Origin of the sequence: Leifsonia sp. P73, assembly GCF_051059105.1 — a bacterium.
Lineage (GTDB): Bacteria > Actinomycetota > Actinomycetes > Actinomycetales > Microbacteriaceae > Leifsonia.
Genome location: NZ_CP194931.1, coordinates 2,713,040 through 2,728,647, shown reverse-complemented (window position 1 = coordinate 2,728,647; position 15,608 = coordinate 2,713,040). Strand labels below are relative to the sequence as shown.

Below are 15,608 nucleotides of genomic sequence, written 5' to 3'. Positions count from 1 at the left end.
CAGTCTGCCGCCCCACCCGCGCGCGCACCAGGCCCGCACATTCGTGCCGAATGGCGCGATCAGCGGCGAGAAACCCGCCATTTGCGCCGAATGTGCCCGCAGCGCGAAGGGCGACATTCGTGCCGAATGGCGCGAATGGGGGCGCGAGACGCGCCATTTGGGCCGAATGTGCGAGGGCGGGCGGCGTCAGAGGGTGGTGAGGAGGTCGACGGCGAGGGCGCGGGCGTCGCGGAGGCGGCGGCGGTCGGCCTCCAGGCCGGCGCGGACGAGGGCGCCGTTCAACAGGTACGAGAGGTGCTGCGCGATCCGCTCGGCGCGGGGGCGGTCGGTGAGCTCTCGGAGGGCCGCCGCCAGGATGGCGTCGACCTCCGCGAGGTGGCGGCGCACGACGTCGCGGCCGGGGTCGCCGAGCGGCAGTTCGGCGGCCGCGTTCAGGAGGCCGCTTCCGCGATAGCCGGTCTCGGGCGCGAGCGCTGCCTGGTCGAGGTAGGCGTCGAAGACGGCGAGGACGCGCGTGAGCGGGTCCGGCGTCCGGCGTGCGCGACGGGCGTAGAGCGCGAGCCATTCGGCGTGGCGGGCCTCCAGCACGGCCGAGACCAACGCCGACTTGGAGGCGAAGTTGTTGTAGAGGCTCATCTTCGCGACGGCGGCGTCGGCGGTGATCGTGTCGATCCCGGTGGCGGCGATGCCGTCGGCGTAGAACCGGCGGGCGGCCGCTTCGAGGAGGCGGCGGCGGGCAGCACCCGTGCGCACCCCGGTGTTGCGCGCGGACCCCGCCATCGGCGCCTCCTCTGACTAGGTAGGTCAGTCTATCTAAAAAGAGCACATCGAAGATCACAGTTCGATTACGCCACGGACCGCGGGCACGCGGAATCCCGCGCCTTTCGCGACTCACCCAACAAATCCCGTGTTTTCAACGATGAGAGCGCGACCACACCCGTGCTTGACAAGCGTGCCCCTGCCGATCTACATTCTCATCCAACCCGTGAGAGCGCTCTCACGGCCTTCAAAGAGAGCGCTCTCACTGGTTCACACCAGACCACGCACACACACGCACAAGGGAGTGATCCGTGAAGCTTTCACGACGCACCAAGGTCGCTGCGGCAGTCGCCGCCACGGCCTCGTTCGCCCTCCTCGCGACTGGCTGCTCAGCGAGCGGCAGCGACGCAGGAACCAGCTCGAACCCCATCACCCTGACCGTCACGACGTTCGGCACGATGGGCTTCGACAAGCTCTACTCGCAGTACGAGAAGGAGCACCCGGGGATCAAGATCAAGGCGACCAACATCGACACCGGTGACAACGCCCTGACCGACTGGCAGACCAAGGAGGCCGCCGGCAGCGGGCTCCCCGATGTCCAGGCGGTCGAGGAGGGCTGGCTGTCCAAGGTCATGCAGGTCTCCGACCAGTTCAACGACCTCAAGGACTACGGCGCCAACGACATCAAGAGCCGCTGGGTCGACTGGAAGCTGAAGCAGGCCACCGACAAGAGCGGCCGCATCATCGGCTACGGCACCGACATCGGTCCGGAGGGCCTCTGCTACAACGGCAAGCTCTTCGCCGCTGCGGGCCTGCCCAGCGACCGCGACTCCGTCGCCAAGCTGTTCGGCGGCGACAACGCGACGTGGGACGACTTCTTCAAGGTGGGCGAGCAGTACAAGGCGGCCACCGGCAAGGCGTTCTACGACCAGTCCGGCTTCATCTGGAACGCGATGGTGAACCAGCAGCCCGAGGGGTACTACACCAAGGACGGCAAGCTCAACATCGAGAACAACAGCGACCTCAAGGCGCTGTGGAGCAAGCTGGCCGGCGGCGCAGCGGCGGGTCTCTCCTCCAACCAGACCCAGTGGGACTGGGGCAAGGGCAAGGCCTTCACCGACGGCTCCTTCGCCACGTTCGTCTGCCCGGGCTGGATGCTCGGCGTCGTGCAGGGCCAGGTCAAGGCCGGCGGCGGCGACGCCTCCACCGGCTGGGACTTCGCGAACGTCTTCCCGGGCGGCGCGGCCAACTGGGGCGGCTCGTTCCTGACGGTCCCGAAGCAGTCCAAGCACCCGAAGGAGGCCGCGGCCCTGGCCGCTTGGCTCACCTCGGCCAAGTCGCAGGTCGCCACCTTCCAGGCGGCGGGCACCTTCCCCTCGGTCACTGAGGCTCAGTCCGACCCGGGTGTCACCGGCGCGAGCGACCTGACGAAGTTCTTCAACAACGCGCCAGTCGGCCAGATCCTGGCGGCGCGCGCGAAGGGCGTCGTCGCCCAGTACAAGGGACCGGACGACTCGGTCATCCAGTCCCAGGTCTTCGGCCCCTCCGTTCAGCAGCTCGACTCGGGCAAGGCGAACGGCGACCAGGCCTGGGCCAACGCGATGACGCTGCTGAACCAGCTCGTCGTCAACAAGTAACGCACCTCACCAATCGGGCCCCGCTGCTGCCGGCGGCGGGGCCCGAGCACTCCACCCGAACCATCCGCTCCCCTCTCCCACGGAGAACCGCATGACCACCGTCACCCGCACCCCGGAGGCCGCCCGCGCGACGCCCCCGCGCGACAGCGACGACCGGGCGCTCACGTTCAAGCAGAAGCTCAGCCGCTTCGACGTCAAGGCGTCGCCGTACCTCTACGTCGCGCCGTTCTTCGTGCTCTTCGCCCTCGTCGGCCTGTTCCCGCTGATCTACACGTTCGTCGTCTCGCTCAACAACTGGAACCTGCTCACCGGCCCCGGCCAGTGGGTCGGCTTCGCCAACTACGTCACCGAACTCAAGGACCCGTTCTTCTGGAACTCGCTCTTCAACACGGTCAGCATCTTCCTGCTCTCGGCCATCCCGCAGCTCATCGCCGCGGTGTTCATCGCCGCGATGCTCGACCAGAACCTCCGGGCCAAGACCTTCTGGCGGATGAGCGTGCTGCTTCCCTACGTCGTCACCCCGGTCGCCGTCACGCTGATCTTCTCGAGCGCGTTCGACGAGAAGTACGGGCTGATCAACAACATCCTCCAGTCCGTCGGCCTGCACCCCGTCATGTGGAAGACCGAGACCTTCCCCTCGCACGTCGCGATCGCGACGATGGTCAACTGGCGCTGGACCGGCTACAACGCGCTGATCCTGCTCGCGGCGATGCAGGCGGTCCCGCGGGACATCCACGAGTCGGCGGCGCTGGACGGCGCGGGATCGTTCCGCCGGTTCTTCTCGATCACACTGCCGAGCATCCGCCCGACCATGATCTTCGTGATCATCACCGCCACGATCGGCGGACTCCAGATCTTCACCGAGCCGAAGCTGTTCAACCCGTCGAGCGCGGTGCCGGGAGGCCCCCAGCGGCAGTACCAGACCACGGTGCTCTACCTGTGGGACATGGCGTTCAACCGCCAGAACTTCGGAAGGGCGTCCGCGATCGCGTGGATGCTGTTCCTCATCATCGTGGCGTTCGGCGTGCTGAACTTCCTCATCTCGCGCCGGATCGCCTCCACCGAGGCGCGCGTGCACCGGTCGCGGACGGCCAAGCGGCTGGCGCGGAGCCGGGCGGCTGCGGCCTCCACGTCCACTTCCGCCGAGGGCGCGCTGGCGCTGGCCGCGGCGAGCGAGGAGAAGAACGTATGACCACCGCCACCCGCACCCCCGCCGCGCAGCGCGCCCCGCGCCGCCGTGCGCTCGGCATCGACCGGCGACCCGGCTTCCTCACCTACGGAATCCTGATCGCGATCTTCGTCGGCGGCGCCTACCCGCTGTGGTGGTCGTTCGTCGCCGGTTCGAGCGACAGCACGGTGCTCACGTCGACCTGGCCGCCGCTGCTGCCGGGCGGCCAGTTCTGGAAGAACGTGGGCGCCGTGCTCGACACCGTGCCGTTCTGGCAGGCGCTCGGCAACTCGATCATCGTCTCCACCGTCATCACGGCGTCCGTCGTCGCCTTCTCGACCCTCGCCGGGTACGCATTCGCCAAGCTGCGGTTCCGCGGCCGGGAGGGGCTGCTGGTGTTCGTCATCGGCACCCTCGCCGTGCCGACCCAGCTCGGCATCATCCCGCTGTTCATGGTGATGAAGCAGTTCGGCTGGACCGGGACCCTCGGCGCCGTGATCGTGCCGACCCTCGTCACGGCGTTCGGCGTGTTCTTCATGCGGCAGTACCTCGTGGACGTCATCCCGGAGGAGCTCATCGAGGCTGCGCGGGTCGACGGCGCGAACATGATCCGCACCTTCTGGCACGTCGGCGTGCCCGCGGCGCGGCCGGCGATGGCGATCCTCGGACTCTTCACGTTCATGACCGCGTGGACCGACTACCTCTGGCCGCTGCTCGTCGCCCCGCAGAACCCGACCCTGCAGGTCGCGCTGAGCCAGCTCCAGTCCGCCAAGTACGTGGACTACTCGATCGTGCTCGCCGGCGCGGTGCTCGCGACCATCCCCTTGCTCATCCTCTTCGTGCTCGCCGGCCGGCAGCTTGTCTCCGGCATCATGGCGGGCGCGGTGAAAGGCTAGAAATGACCGACGACTCCACCTCCTGGCCCGCCGGCTTCCTCTGGGGCTCCGCCACCGCCGCCGCCCAGATCGAGGGCGCCGCGCACGAGGACGGCAAGGAGGACTCGATCTGGGACGCGTTCGCCCGGGTCCCCGGCGCGATCGCCGGCGGCGACACCCCCGAGCGCGCGATCGACCACTATCACCGCGTGCCGCAGGATGTCGCGCTGATGAAGGAGCTCGGCCTCCAGTCGTACCGCTTCTCCACCTCCTGGGCGCGGGTCAAGCCCGGCGACCGCTCGGTCAACCGGGCCGGGCTGGACTTCTACAGCCGGCTGGTCGACGAGCTGCTGGAGGCGGACATCCTGCCCTGGCTGACGCTCTACCACTGGGACCTCCCGCAGGCCCTGGAGGAGCGCGGCGGCTGGGCGACCCGCGAGACGGCGTACCGCTTCCGCGACTACGCGGTGGCCGTGTACGACGCGCTCGGCGACCGGGTGTCGCACTGGACGACGTTCAACGAGCCGCTCTGCTCCTCCCTGATCGCGTACGCGGCGGGCGAGCACGCGCCGGGCCGCCGGGAGCCGCGCGCCGCGCTGGCCGCCCTCCACCACCAGCACCTGGCGCACGGCCTCGCCGCCGCGGCCATCCGCGACCTGGCCGGCGATCACGAGGGGCGTGCCGCGGCGCTGCGCGTCGGCATCACGCTCAACCTGACCAACGCGATCCCCGACGACCCGGAGGACGCCCGCGACCTGGACGCCGCCCGCCGCATCGACGGGCTGTGGAACCGGATGTACCTCGACCCGCTGCTCGACGGGACGTACCCCGCCGACGTGCTGGAGGACCTCCGCGAGCACCGCTTCGAGGAGCTGGTGCACGACGGCGACCTCGGCGTCATCCGGCAGCCGATCGACTTCCTCGGCGTCAACCACTACCACGACGACAACGTCAGCGGCCGGCCGCTCCCCGCGGACACCGTCCACGCGCCGGTGCCGACCGACCGGCCGAAGTCGTCGCCGTTCGTCGGCAGCGAGTTCGTCACGTTCCCGTCCCGCGACCTGCCGACCACCGCGATGGGCTGGGAGGTCAACCCGAACGGCCTCCGGGACCTGCTGGTGCGGCTCACGGCCGAGTACCCGGCGCTGCCTCCGCTGTACATCACGGAGAACGGCGCGGCCTACGACGACGTCGTGGACGAGGACGGGCGCATCCGCGACCTGGAGCGCGAGGCGTACATCCTCGATCACCTCGACGCGGTCCGGGAGGCGATCGCCGCCGGCGCGGACGTGCGCGGGTACTTCGTCTGGTCGCTGCTCGACAACTTCGAGTGGGCCTGGGGCTACGCGAAGCGGTTCGGTATCGTGCACGTCGACTACGAGACGCTGGAGCGCACGGTGAAGGACTCCGGTCGGGCGTACGCGCGCGTCATCACGGAGGCACGCATCGCGGAGACCGCACGCAACGCCGAGGTCGTCCGCGTGCCCACTGGACCTGCAGCGGCACGCGCATAACATAGGTCGGGCGTCGACCGGCGCCCCGACGCCGAGCGGCCCGAGGAGAGGACCCCATGACGACGGAGCAGGTGGACGGTCGCAGCGTGCCGACCCTGGAGGCCGTTGCCGCGCGCGCGGGCGTCTCCCGGGCGACCGTGTCCCGCGTCGTGAACGGCTCCACCCGGGTGACTCCGGAGGTCGTCGAGGCCGTGACGCGCGCCATCTCCGACCTCAACTACGTGCCGAACCGCGCCGCCCGCTCGCTGGCCTCCCGCCGCACGCAGGTGATCGCGCTGGTGGTGCCGGAGTCGACGGCCAAGGTGTTCGCCGACCCGTTCTTCGCGTCCATCGTGCAGGGCGTCGCGCTCAGCCTGGCCGACACCGAGTACACGCTGAACATGGTCATCTCATCGGAGACCAACCCCGACAAGACGCGCCGTTACCTGATGGGCGGCAACGTGGACGGCGCGCTCGTGGTCTCCCACCACTCCGGAGACCACTCGTACGCGCAGCTCGGCTCGACGCTGCCGATCGTGTTCGGCGGCCGGCCGGTGAGCGAGGCGCAGCACGAGTCGTACTTCGTGGACGTGGACAACGTCGCAGGCTCGGCAGGGGCCACGGAGCACCTGATCGCGCGCGGCCGCCGGAACATCGCGCTCATCACCGGCCCCCAGGACATGCCCGCGGGCCTCGACCGCTACACGGGCTGGCGCAGGGCGCTGGAGGCGCACGGGCTGGACCACACGCTGGTCGAGTACGGCGACTTCTCGCCGTACTCCGGCATGGAGGCCATGCGGCGGCTGCTCGCGACCGGGCGCCCGATCGACGGCCTGTTCGCGGCGAACGACCAGATGGCGGCGGGTGCGTACTCGGCCATCCACGAGGCGGGGCTCAGCATCCCGGGCGACATCGCGGTGGTCGGCTTCGACGACGACAACTTCGGCCTCACGGCGACGCCGCCGCTCACCACCGTGCACCAGCCGTCCATCGGCCTCGGCGAGGCGATGGCCCGCGTGCTCGTCCGCCGCCTCGCCGGCGAGCCCGTCGACCGCGTCACGCTGCTCCCCACCGAGCTCGTCGTCCGCCAGAGCTCCTAGCCCGACGCACTCTCTTCCGGAGTTGTGTACGCCCGGCACCGGCGTGTCGCGTACACAAGTCCGGAGGGGATTGCTGGGGCTCAGGCCAGGGCGCGGTAGAGGCGGTTGCTGACGGCGGCGAGGAGGAAGCCGGTCGTCGCGATCGCGGAGACGCCCCCGGCGTACGCGATGAAGAGATGCTCGGTGCCGTTCTGGGTGGAGTTGTAGGTGACGACGAGCGCCACCGCGGCGACCACGCCGGTGGCTCCGGCGATCCAGACCAGCGCCCACAGCTTTGACCGCACCGGCGGGTCGGCCGGGCGCAGGCGCAGCGCGGCGAGGACGATCCCGGCGATGCACCCCCAGAACGCCACGACCAGCATCGCGGCGATGACGTCGCTCGGCCGGTGCCACTGCTCGACCAGCGTCGAGGCGCCGGCGGCGATGGTGAAGACCGACCCGACCACCGCGGCGAGCGGCCGCAAGCGAGGTGACGCGACCAGGAAGACGACGAGCGCCGCCGAGGCCGCGACGGAGGTGTGGCCGGACGGCAGCGAGTTCGCGAGGCCGGCGTCCACTCCCTTCGCCGGACGGGAGAGCACCGAATACTTGAGCACCTGCGTGCTCACGTTCGCAGCGATGACCGCGCAGACAGCGACCGCGAACACCAGCCAGTTGCGCCGCACCAGCACGATGACCACGGCGATGATCGCGCCGGCCACCACGGCCGCGACGGGCAGCGCGTTGAGGAAGGTGTGGGCGAAGTCGATCAGGTCGCCCTTCCAGACGTCGGCGCCCGCGAAGGACCGCTCGTCGATCACCTGGCCGATGTAGCTCTGCACGAAGAACAAGTAGATCGCGACGAACATCACGGCCGTCCCGAGCGCACCCCACACGAACGGGAGCAGACGGAGGGGCGCGGGTCGCATAGAAGACAACCCTTCCACACCGTCCCCGGGAACTTCCATGAAGCAACCGGAACGTCCCCGGCAGATGGCCAGTGCGCAACCCCTCTCCCACGGTGTAGGACGGGCGCCATGAGAAGCTTCACCGACACCATCCAGATCGACGCGCCGGCCCACGACGTCTACGCGACCCTGCGGGCGGTCGACGCGTACCCCGCCTGGCTCGGTCACTCGCTGGTCTACCGCGGGACCCGCGTGCCCACAGCGGCGGCGGACGTGCCCGCGCCGGACTCCTCGACCTACGTCGACCGGACGATGGTCGGGCGGATGCGCGGCGAGCTGATCGACGACGTCCCCGACCACGAGTTGCGCTTCCACCAGGCCAAGCCGTCCGGGAGCGTGGACGCGCTCATCGTGTACGGCGTCGAAGACCGCGGAGGCGTCACCCGCGTCACCCGGATCGGCCGGCTCACCACGCACGGCGTGTACCGCGCGGTCGAGCCCATGTTCGCGATGATGGCGGCCAGGGAGAGCCGCCGCACCATGCGCGCCCTGAAGGCGCACGTCGAGCATCCCGCCCCGTTCAGGTGAGGAAGCGCACCTCGGGATGGGCGGCGAAGCGGGCGCGCATCACCGCGACCGCGTCCGGGCTGCTGTCGACCAGCACGAACCGCCGGCCCAGCGCCGCCGCGACCGCACCGGTCGTCCCGCTGCCGGCGAAGAAGTCGAGCACCCAATCGTCCTCCCGGCTCGACGCCTGCACGATGCGGCGGAGGACGCCCTCCGGCTTCTGGGTGGGGTAGCCGGTCTTCTCGCGGCCGGTCGGCGACACGATGGTGTGCCACCAGACGTCGGTGGGCAGCTTGCCGAGCTCGGCCTTCTCGGGAGTGACCAGGCCGGGCGCCATGTAGGGCTCGCGGTCGACGGCGGACGAGTCGAAGTAGTACGAGCCGGGGTTCTTCACGTAGACCAGGATCGTGTCGTGCTTCGCCGGCCAGCGGTTCTTCGCCTTGGCGCCGTAGTCGTACGCCCAGACGATCTCGTTGAGGAAGGACTCCCGGCCGAACAGCGCGTCGAGCAGCACCTTCGCGTAGTGCGACTCGCGGTAGTCGAGGTGCAGGTAGAGGGTGCCGGTGTCGGCGAGGAGGCGCCAGGCCTCGATCAGCCGCGGCTCCAGGAAGCCCCAGTAGTCCTCGAAGCGGTCGTCGTAGCTGAGGATGTCGCCCTTGATGCGCTCGTAGCTGCGGCCCTTGAAGCCGATGACGCTGCCGACGCCGGCCTCCGTGCGCAGCGCGGTGGTGCGCTGCCGCGCCTGCGACCGGCCGGTGTTGAACGGCGGGTCGAGGTAGATGAGCTGGAAGGCTCCGCCGGGCAGGCCGGCGACGACCTCCAGGTTGTCGCCGTGGAAGACCGTGCTCGGCCCGTCGGGGCGCCACAGCGGCGGCGTGGCGGCGACGGGCTCTGACATGTCCTCCATTCTCCCGCATGCGCCGGTCCCCGGCGGTCTGACGGGTAGCCTGGCGGCATGACGCTGACCGTCGAGAACCAGCCCGACCAGTCCCGCTACGCCCTGCTGAAGGACGGCGAGGTCGTCGGGATCGCCGAATACGAGCTGCGCGACGACGCGATCGTGTTCGTGCACACGGAGGTCGACCCCGAGAAGCGCGAGCGCGGGATGGCCTCCCAGCTCGTCCAGACGGCGCTCGACGACGTGCGCGACCGGACCGACCTGCGGGTGATCGCGACATGCCCGTACGTGCGGCGCTGGCTGGCGGACCATCCGGAGTACCGGGAGCTGCAGCGCCGCTGAGGTGCGGTCGCGCTCAGGCGCGGTGCGAGGCGGTCGTTCGCGTGGTGGCGCGACCCTCCTCGGAGGGCGCGCGGCCCTCTGCGCGCTGACCGCGGCCGGCCGGCCCGACGTCGATCGTGATCTTGCCGGCGTCGAACGCGGCCGCGTCGCCGCCGTCGCCGGGGAGCGGGGCGGGCGCGGGGAGGAACGACTGGCGGTCGAGCTCCTGCTGGGCCTCGTGGCGGGTCGGGGCGAAGACCTCGTCGAACGAGCCGCCGATGGCCCCGCTCATCGTGCCGGACCCGCGGTTCGCCTTGTTCGAGAGGTCGATCCAGCCGAGCCTCACGCCGATGACGATGGCCACGACGATGACGCCCACGATGACCACGGCCCACCAGTTCACGGCATCCAGGGTACCGGAGGCTCGCTGTGCGCCCGGCGGACCCACAGGAACAACCAAGGTGGCGGCCGGTCAGGGCACCCGGTAGAGCCACTCCTCCGTCGCGAACTTCGAGGTCACCAGCCGCTCGGCCTCCGCGTACTCCGCCTCGGTGAGGTCGCCGTCCGTCGCGCCGTACAGGCTGCGGAACGTCGTCTTCATCTGCTCGATGATCTCGGCGCGGCTGAGCCCGGTCTGGCTGCGCAGCGGGTCGACGCGCTTGGCGGCGCTGGTGATGCCCTTGTCGCTGATCTTCTCGCGGCCGATGCGGAGGACCTCCGTCATCTTCTGGCCGTCCATGTCGTAGCTCATCGTCACGTGGTGCAGCACGGCGCCGGAGCCGAGGCGCTTCTGCGCGGCCCCGCCGATCTTGCCCTTCGGGCTGGTGATGTCGTTGAGCGGGACGTAGCTCGCGTCGATCCCGAGCGACTTGAGAGCGATGATGGCCCACTCGTCGAGGAACGCGTAGCTGTCGGCGAAGCTCATCCCCTGCACCAGGTCGGCGGGAGCGTAGATCGAGTACGTGACGACGGAGCCGGCCTCCATGAACATCGCGCCGCCCCCGGTGATGCGGCGCACCACCTCGACGCCGTACTTCTCGGCGTTCACGGGGTCGACCTCGTTCTTCACCGACTGGAAGCTGCCGATGACGACGGCGGGCCGGTCCCACTCCCAGATGCGGAGGGTCGGGCCGCGGCGGCCCTCGCCGACCTCGGTGGTCAGCACCTCGTCCAGGGCGAGGTGCATGAGCGGGGAGACGGCCTTCGCGTGGACGATCTGCCAGTCGTAGTCGCGCCAGCTCGTGGCGCGGGCGAGGGCGCGGCGCACGGCGACCGCGACGGCCTCCGGCGAGAAGCCGAGCAGCGAGGCGCCCTCGGGGAGCGCGTCCTTCACGGCGGCGGCGATGGTCTTGGCGTCGGTCTCGGCGGGGAGGCCGTTGACGGCGGCGTTGATCGCCTCCAGCGCCGAGTCGGGCTCCAGGAAGAAGTCGCCCGCCAGCCGGAAGCCGGCGATCAGGCCGTCCTCCACCTCCAGGTCGACCACGACGAGCTTGCCGCCAGGGACCTTGTACTCACCATGCATGTCCCCAGCCTAGAACCCGCGCGCCGCGGCCATCTCTTCCGGAGTTATGCACGCCTGAGCACGGCGTGTTGCGTACACGACTCCGGGAGAGATTGCTGGTTAGGTGCGGGCGGGGACGCGGGGGTCGAGCCAGGCGGTGACGTCGGCGAAGACCTCGTAGCGGTTGGTCTCGTTGAAGACCTCGTGGCGGGCGCCGGGGTAGACGATGGTCGTCACGTCGCTGAGGCCCGAGCGCGTGCGGTACGAGCGCTCCAGCTTGCGGGCGGAGGCCGGGCCTCCCAGCGGGTCGTCGCCGCCGACCGCGATGAGCAGCGGGAGGTCGCGGGCCAGGTGCCGCGCCGGCCGGCCGATCAGGCGGGCGGCGTCGGCCATCCCGAACAGCTTCTGCAGCGGGACGAGCGTGCACAGCGGGTCGTCCACGAACGCCAGCGCCACAGCGGGGTCGCGGCTCAGCCATTCGGCGCCCGTCGTGCCGAGGTGCGCGTGCCGCTTGTTCAGGTCGCCGCTGTTCATCGAGCCGACCATCCGGTAGGCGGTGCCGGTCAGTACGGCCGCGTCGTAGTCGTCGGCGTGGTGGTTCAGGGTCATCTGGCCCATCAGCGAGCCCCAGCTGTGGCCGATGAACACCAGCGGGAGGTCGGGGTTCTCGTCGCGGATGAGCCGGCTGAACGCGCGCAGGTCGCGGACGGCGCCGCGCAGCCCGCCCGGCCCGAGCCTCCCGAGCTTGGTGGCGTCGCCGTGCCACTGCTCCATCCCGGTGCGGCCGTGACCGCGGTGGTCGTCGGCGTAGACCGTGTAGCCCTCGGCGACGAGGTGCTCGGCGAGCGCACGGTAGCGGCCGGCGTGCTCCCCCACGCCGTGCGCCACCTGCACGGCGGCCCGCGGGCGCTCGGCCGGATAGACGTCGAAGAAGATGCGGAGGCCGTCGTCGGCGCTGAACTCTCGCTGCACGCGCTCATTCTGGCACGCCGCGCCCGCACGCCCTGGGCGAACGCGTTTTATTTAGCAAGCCTAATTTGTTAGGCTAACTATCTATGGGACGCCTCTCGACGCACGACCTCAGCAGCACGCTGCGGATCGCCGTCGCGCGCCTCTCCCGGCGCCTGCGCGCCGAGAAGGAGGACGACGAGCTGAGCGACACGCAGACCTCCACCCTCGCCTTCCTCGTCCGCGAGGGCTCCGGCACCATCGGGAGGCTGAGCGAGCACGAGCGCGTGACCCCGCCCTCCATGAATCGCACGGTCAACCACCTGGAGCAGGCCGGCTACGTCCGGCGCACCGCCGACGCGGTCGACGGCCGCAAGGTGATCGTCGTCCCCACCGAGTCCGGCCTCCGGCTCGTCACCGAGACGCGCCGCCGTCGCGACGCCTGGCTGAACCAGCGCCTCCGCACGCTCACGCCCGAGCAGCGCGACACCCTCGCCGAAGCCGCGGCCATCATGAGGGAGATCGCCGACTCGTGAGCGCTATGTTCCGTTCCCTCGCCGGGGTCAACTACCGCATCTGGGCCGGCGGCGCGCTGGTCTCCAACGTCGGCACGTGGATGCAGCGCACGGCGCAGGACTGGATCGTCCTCACCCAGCTCACCCACAACAACGCGGCGGCGGTCGGGTTCGTCATGGCGCTGCAGTTCGGGCCGCAGCTCATCCTCCTGCCCGTGACCGGCTGGGCGGCGGACCACCTCGACCGCCGCAAGCTCTTGATGATGACGCAGGGGATGATGGGGCTGCTGGGCCTGGGGCTCGGCATCCTGACGGTGACCGGGGTGGTGCAGCTCTGGCATGTCTACGTGTTCGCGCTGCTGCTCGGTGTGGTCGCCGCGTTCGACGCTCCCGCGCGGCAGACCTTCGTCTCGGAGCTCGTGACCGGGCCGAACCTGTCCAACGCGGTGGCGCTCAACTCGGCGTCGTTCAACTCGGCCCGGCTCCTCGGTCCTGCGGTCGCCGGCCTCCTGACCGCCGCGGTCGGCGCCGGCTGGGTGTTCCTGATCAACGCGGCGACGTTCGGCGCGGTGCTGCTGTCGCTGATGCTGCTGCGGAAGGAGAAGCTGTACCGGACCGAGCGGGCCAAGCGGTCGCGCGGCGGACTGGTCGACGGCTTCCGTTACGTGCGGAAGCGTCCGGACATCCTGGTCATCCTCGTGATGGTGTTCCTGATCGGGACGTTCGGACTCAACTTCCCGATCTTCATCTCGACCATGTCGGTGAGCGTGTTCCATCAGGGCGCGGGCGAGTACGGGCTGCTGTCCTCGATCATGGCGATCGGCTCGGTGGTCGGTGCGCTGCTCTCGGCGCGACGCGAGCGCCCGCGGGTCTCGCTGCTGTTCGCGGGTGCGGCGTTCTTCGGCTTCGGCTGTGCCGTCGCTGCGGTCATGCCGACCTACTGGCTGTTCGCGCTCGCGCTGATCATCATCGGCGTCTCGTCGCAGACCCTGATGACCACCGCGAACGGCACCGTGCAGATGACGACCGACCCGGTGCTCCGCGGCCGGGTGATGGCGATCTACATGGCGATCTTCATGGGCGGCACCCCGGTCGGCGCGCCGATCGTCGGCTGGGTGGCAGACACGTTCGGCCCGCGCTGGGCGATGGGCGTCGGCGCGGCGAGCGGGTTCGCGGCGGCGCTGGTCGGTGTGTTCTACCTGGTGAAGTACCGCGGGATGCGGGTGCGGTTCTCGGGGCTGCGTCCCCGCGTCGTCCTCAGCCCGCGCGAGGAGGCGCGCGAGGAGCTGGAGGAGGCCGAGGTCACCGCGACGCGCGCGAGCTGAGGCACGGGATTCGTGCCGAATGTCGCGTTCGGGCGCGGCAATCGCCACATTCGTGCCGAATGTCGCGCTCAGCGGGCGGCCACAGTGGTGCGCATGACGCAGTTGACGGTGCCCTTCGGGCGGTCGTAGTCGAAGCCGGCGTCCTCGAAGACCTGGCGGGTCATGCTGTAGAGGAACGACGGCGAGATGCGCTTGTCGGTCTCGCGCGGGTAGCTCTCGACCACCCCGCCGCCGGCCTCCGCGATCAGCTCCAACGCGCCGGCGATCGCGACGCGGGCGACGCCCCGGCCGCGGTAGGCGCGGTCCACAAAGATGCAGGTGATGCGGTAGTCCGGGAGGGCCGTCGTCGTCTCCAGGTACTGCTTGCGGTGGTAGATCCCGGGAAGCTCCTCCGGGCTCCCGAACTGGGCCCAGCCGACCGCTCGGTCGCCGTCGAAGACGAGCGCGGCGTGCGCGTCCCCGGCCGTCACGAGGTCGTGCTTGAACTCCTTGGTGACGTCCGCCGGCCGCTCGGGCTGCGACTCCGGCGCCGAGTGGGTGTCGCGGTGGAACCAGGTGCAGTAGCAGCCGCCGAACCCGCCGCCGCCGTGCCGGTCGCAGAGCGCGACGAAGGCGTCCCAGGTGGAGGTGTCGAGCGGGCGGATCGTGAAGGCGGTGGCATCGGCGTCGCTCATGGCGGCCTCCCCTCTGGCGCGAAACTACGCTGCGGGGCGTCGACCGGCAAGCGCGGCGCGGGGACGCGACGCACGCCGCGTCCCCGCACGCCTCACCCGAGCACGCGCGGGAAGAGCCCCGTGTCCAGCCGCTCGGCCGGCACCCGGAAGTGGCTGCCGGGGAACCCGAGCAGCGTCTTCTCGGCCGAGGCGAACCCGTCGAACAGCTCGAGCTGGGACTCCCGGGTGATCTCCGGATCGTCCAGCGGGAACAGGAACTCGATCGGGATGCTCACCTCCCGCGCGGCGTCGAGCACGAAGCGGTGCGCCGCGATCCCGCCGAACGTGGCGGCGCGGATGCGCGGCTCGGCGGCGGCGAGCGGGATGCCGATGGCGGAGGCCAGCGTCATCCCGGTGTAGCCCACCGGCCCGGCGCCGATGTCGCCGAGCTGCTGGAGCGCGTCGAGCGTCGCGCGCCACTCCGGCACGGCCCGTTCCGCGAGGGAGGCGTTGTACTCGGCGATCACGGGATCGAGCGGTTCGCCCCGGTCGCGGGCGTCGAGCATGGCGTCGACCCACTGCTGGTCGCGCACCGGTCGCGGACGGTCGCCGTGGCCGGGCGCGTCGATGGCGGCGACGGCGTAACCGAGGTCGAGGACGAGCCGCCGGGCGCGGGCCACCAGCCCGGGCGCCTCCTTGTGGAGGCCTCCGCCATGCCCGGACAGGATCAGCGGTGCGCCCGGGGTGGCGATGGGAGGGGTCCAGAGGACGCCGGGGACGTCGTCCAGAAGGAAGCCGCGGCGGCGGACGCCGTCCACGGTGGTGTCGTCGGTGAAGAGGTTCATGATGGTCGCCTTTCGGGGATGCCTGCTGGCGCTCCCGGCGACCGGTCGATCAGTCGCGCGCTCTGCGGCGGGACGGGGAGCACCCGTACGTGGTTGCGTTCACGGTGCTCACCTCC

At 70.4% G+C, this 15,608-nt stretch carries 17 protein-coding genes; 9 read left to right on the top strand and 8 right to left on the bottom strand.

From position 1 onward, the window contains the following. Positions 1-186: 186 nt before the first annotated feature. Positions 187-780: a TetR/AcrR family transcriptional regulator gene (locus ACQ86L_RS14090; RefSeq protein WP_434315962.1), complete on the bottom strand. Its 594-nt coding sequence runs from the start codon at positions 778-780 to the stop codon at positions 187-189. 290 nt (positions 781-1,070) lie between these two features. On the opposite strand from ACQ86L_RS14090, the gene ACQ86L_RS14085 reads away from it, so the two are divergent. The 5 genes from ACQ86L_RS14085 to ACQ86L_RS14065 all read left to right on the top strand — a co-directional run bounded on the left by ACQ86L_RS14085 (position 1,071) and on the right by ACQ86L_RS14065 (position 7,032). Then, the gene (locus ACQ86L_RS14085) at positions 1,071-2,396 is read left to right on the top strand and encodes an ABC transporter substrate-binding protein (protein WP_434315961.1); all 1,326 of its coding nucleotides are present in this window, start codon (positions 1,071-1,073) and stop codon (positions 2,394-2,396) included. A gap of 91 nt (positions 2,397-2,487) precedes the next feature. Then, a complete protein-coding gene (locus tag ACQ86L_RS14080; protein WP_434315960.1) occupies positions 2,488-3,588 on the top strand; it encodes a carbohydrate ABC transporter permease in 1,101 nt (366 codons plus the stop codon). Continuing rightward, complete coding sequence (locus ACQ86L_RS14075; RefSeq protein WP_434315959.1) at positions 3,585-4,460, top strand: carbohydrate ABC transporter permease; 876 nt, start codon at positions 3,585-3,587, stop codon at positions 4,458-4,460. Before ACQ86L_RS14080 ends, ACQ86L_RS14075 begins: the two co-directional genes overlap by 4 nt. A 2-nt stretch (positions 4,461-4,462) precedes the next feature. Next, positions 4,463-5,953 (top strand): GH1 family beta-glucosidase, encoded by a 1,491-nt coding sequence (locus ACQ86L_RS14070; RefSeq protein ID WP_434315958.1) that lies wholly within the window; start codon positions 4,463-4,465, stop codon positions 5,951-5,953. 56 nt (positions 5,954-6,009) lie between these two features. Further along, positions 6,010-7,032, top strand: a complete 1,023-nt coding sequence (locus ACQ86L_RS14065) for a LacI family DNA-binding transcriptional regulator (RefSeq protein ID WP_434315957.1) — start codon at positions 6,010-6,012, stop codon at positions 7,030-7,032. 80 nt (positions 7,033-7,112) lie between these two features. Here the strand turns inward: ACQ86L_RS14065 and ACQ86L_RS14060 are convergent, their stop codons facing one another. Beyond that, a complete protein-coding gene (locus tag ACQ86L_RS14060; RefSeq protein WP_434315956.1) occupies positions 7,113-7,940 on the bottom strand; it encodes a phosphatase PAP2 family protein in 828 nt (275 codons plus the stop codon). A gap of 108 nt (positions 7,941-8,048) precedes the next feature. Between ACQ86L_RS14060 and ACQ86L_RS14055 the strand changes: the two genes are divergently transcribed. Beyond that, positions 8,049-8,507 carry an SRPBCC family protein gene (locus ACQ86L_RS14055; RefSeq protein ID WP_434315955.1) on the top strand — a complete coding sequence of 153 codons (459 nt, stop codon included), beginning with the start codon at positions 8,049-8,051 and terminating at the stop codon, positions 8,505-8,507. Here the strand turns inward: ACQ86L_RS14055 and ACQ86L_RS14050 are convergent. Then, positions 8,500-9,384: a DNA-methyltransferase gene (locus ACQ86L_RS14050; protein ID WP_434315954.1), complete on the bottom strand. Its 885-nt coding sequence runs from the start codon at positions 9,382-9,384 to the stop codon at positions 8,500-8,502. The two genes, ACQ86L_RS14055 and ACQ86L_RS14050, sit on opposite strands and share 8 nt — an antisense overlap. Positions 9,385-9,441: 57 nt before the next feature. Between ACQ86L_RS14050 and ACQ86L_RS14045 the strand changes: the two genes are divergently transcribed. Next, on the top strand, positions 9,442-9,726 hold the full coding sequence (locus tag ACQ86L_RS14045; protein ID WP_434315953.1) for a GNAT family N-acetyltransferase: 285 nt from the start codon (positions 9,442-9,444) through the stop codon (positions 9,724-9,726). Positions 9,727-9,739: 13 nt separating this feature from the next. On the opposite strand, the gene ACQ86L_RS14040 is transcribed toward ACQ86L_RS14045, so the two are convergent. The 3 genes from ACQ86L_RS14040 to ACQ86L_RS14030 form a co-directional block, all read right to left on the bottom strand. Beyond that, positions 9,740-10,108: a hypothetical protein gene (locus ACQ86L_RS14040; protein ID WP_345839894.1), complete on the bottom strand. Its 369-nt coding sequence runs from the start codon at positions 10,106-10,108 to the stop codon at positions 9,740-9,742. A gap of 69 nt (positions 10,109-10,177) precedes the next feature. After that, on the bottom strand, positions 10,178-11,227 hold the full coding sequence (locus tag ACQ86L_RS14035; protein WP_434315952.1) for a lipoate--protein ligase family protein: 1,050 nt from the start codon (positions 11,225-11,227) through the stop codon (positions 10,178-10,180). A gap of 99 nt (positions 11,228-11,326) precedes the next feature. Continuing rightward, the gene (locus ACQ86L_RS14030) at positions 11,327-12,178 is read right to left on the bottom strand and encodes an alpha/beta fold hydrolase (RefSeq protein ID WP_434315951.1); all 852 of its coding nucleotides are present in this window, start codon (positions 12,176-12,178) and stop codon (positions 11,327-11,329) included. A gap of 83 nt (positions 12,179-12,261) precedes the next feature. Between ACQ86L_RS14030 and ACQ86L_RS14025 the strand changes: the two genes are divergently transcribed. Together ACQ86L_RS14025 and ACQ86L_RS14020 are read left to right on the top strand one after the other, a co-directional pair. After that, entirely contained in the window at positions 12,262-12,690 is a 429-nt protein-coding gene (locus ACQ86L_RS14025) for a MarR family winged helix-turn-helix transcriptional regulator (protein ID WP_434315950.1), read from the top strand. 5 nt (positions 12,691-12,695) lie between these two features. After that, a complete protein-coding gene (locus ACQ86L_RS14020) occupies positions 12,696-13,994 on the top strand; it encodes an MFS transporter (protein WP_434315949.1) in 1,299 nt (432 codons plus the stop codon). A gap of 68 nt (positions 13,995-14,062) precedes the next feature. On the opposite strand, the gene ACQ86L_RS14015 is transcribed toward ACQ86L_RS14020, so the two are convergent. Next, the gene (locus tag ACQ86L_RS14015; protein ID WP_434315948.1) at positions 14,063-14,668 is read right to left on the bottom strand and encodes a GNAT family N-acetyltransferase; all 606 of its coding nucleotides are present in this window, start codon (positions 14,666-14,668) and stop codon (positions 14,063-14,065) included. Positions 14,669-14,760: 92 nt separating this feature from the next. Then, positions 14,761-15,492 (bottom strand): dienelactone hydrolase family protein, encoded by a 732-nt coding sequence (locus tag ACQ86L_RS14010; protein ID WP_434315947.1) that lies wholly within the window; start codon positions 15,490-15,492, stop codon positions 14,761-14,763. Positions 15,493-15,608 lie beyond the last annotated feature (116 nt).

Bases quoted from the DNA above. Each gene is read 5' to 3' on its own strand.
- ACQ86L_RS14075 (WP_434315959.1), top strand. From the start codon at position 3,585: ATGACCACCGCCACCCGCACCCCCGCCGCGCAGCGCGCCCCGCGCCGC.
- ACQ86L_RS14025 (WP_434315950.1), top strand. From the start codon at position 12,262: ATGGGACGCCTCTCGACGCACGACCTCAGCAGCACGCTGCGGATCGCC.
- ACQ86L_RS14080 (WP_434315960.1), top strand. From the start codon at position 2,488: ATGACCACCGTCACCCGCACCCCGGAGGCCGCCCGCGCGACGCCCCCG.
- ACQ86L_RS14045 (WP_434315953.1), top strand. From the start codon at position 9,442: ATGACGCTGACCGTCGAGAACCAGCCCGACCAGTCCCGCTACGCCCTG.
- ACQ86L_RS14050 (WP_434315954.1), bottom strand. From the start codon at position 9,384: ATGTCAGAGCCCGTCGCCGCCACGCCGCCGCTGTGGCGCCCCGACGGG.
- ACQ86L_RS14060 (WP_434315956.1), bottom strand. From the start codon at position 7,940: ATGCGACCCGCGCCCCTCCGTCTGCTCCCGTTCGTGTGGGGTGCGCTC.
- ACQ86L_RS14090 (WP_434315962.1), bottom strand. From the start codon at position 780: ATGGCGGGGTCCGCGCGCAACACCGGGGTGCGCACGGGTGCTGCCCGC.
- ACQ86L_RS14065 (WP_434315957.1), top strand. From the start codon at position 6,010: ATGACGACGGAGCAGGTGGACGGTCGCAGCGTGCCGACCCTGGAGGCC.
- ACQ86L_RS14015 (WP_434315948.1), bottom strand. From the start codon at position 14,668: ATGAGCGACGCCGATGCCACCGCCTTCACGATCCGCCCGCTCGACACC.
- ACQ86L_RS14035 (WP_434315952.1), bottom strand. From the start codon at position 11,227: ATGCATGGTGAGTACAAGGTCCCTGGCGGCAAGCTCGTCGTGGTCGAC.
- ACQ86L_RS14070 (WP_434315958.1), top strand. From the start codon at position 4,463: ATGACCGACGACTCCACCTCCTGGCCCGCCGGCTTCCTCTGGGGCTCC.
- ACQ86L_RS14010 (WP_434315947.1), bottom strand. From the start codon at position 15,492: ATGAACCTCTTCACCGACGACACCACCGTGGACGGCGTCCGCCGCCGC.
- ACQ86L_RS14020 (WP_434315949.1), top strand. From the start codon at position 12,696: ATGTTCCGTTCCCTCGCCGGGGTCAACTACCGCATCTGGGCCGGCGGC.
- ACQ86L_RS14055 (WP_434315955.1), top strand. From the start codon at position 8,049: ATGAGAAGCTTCACCGACACCATCCAGATCGACGCGCCGGCCCACGAC.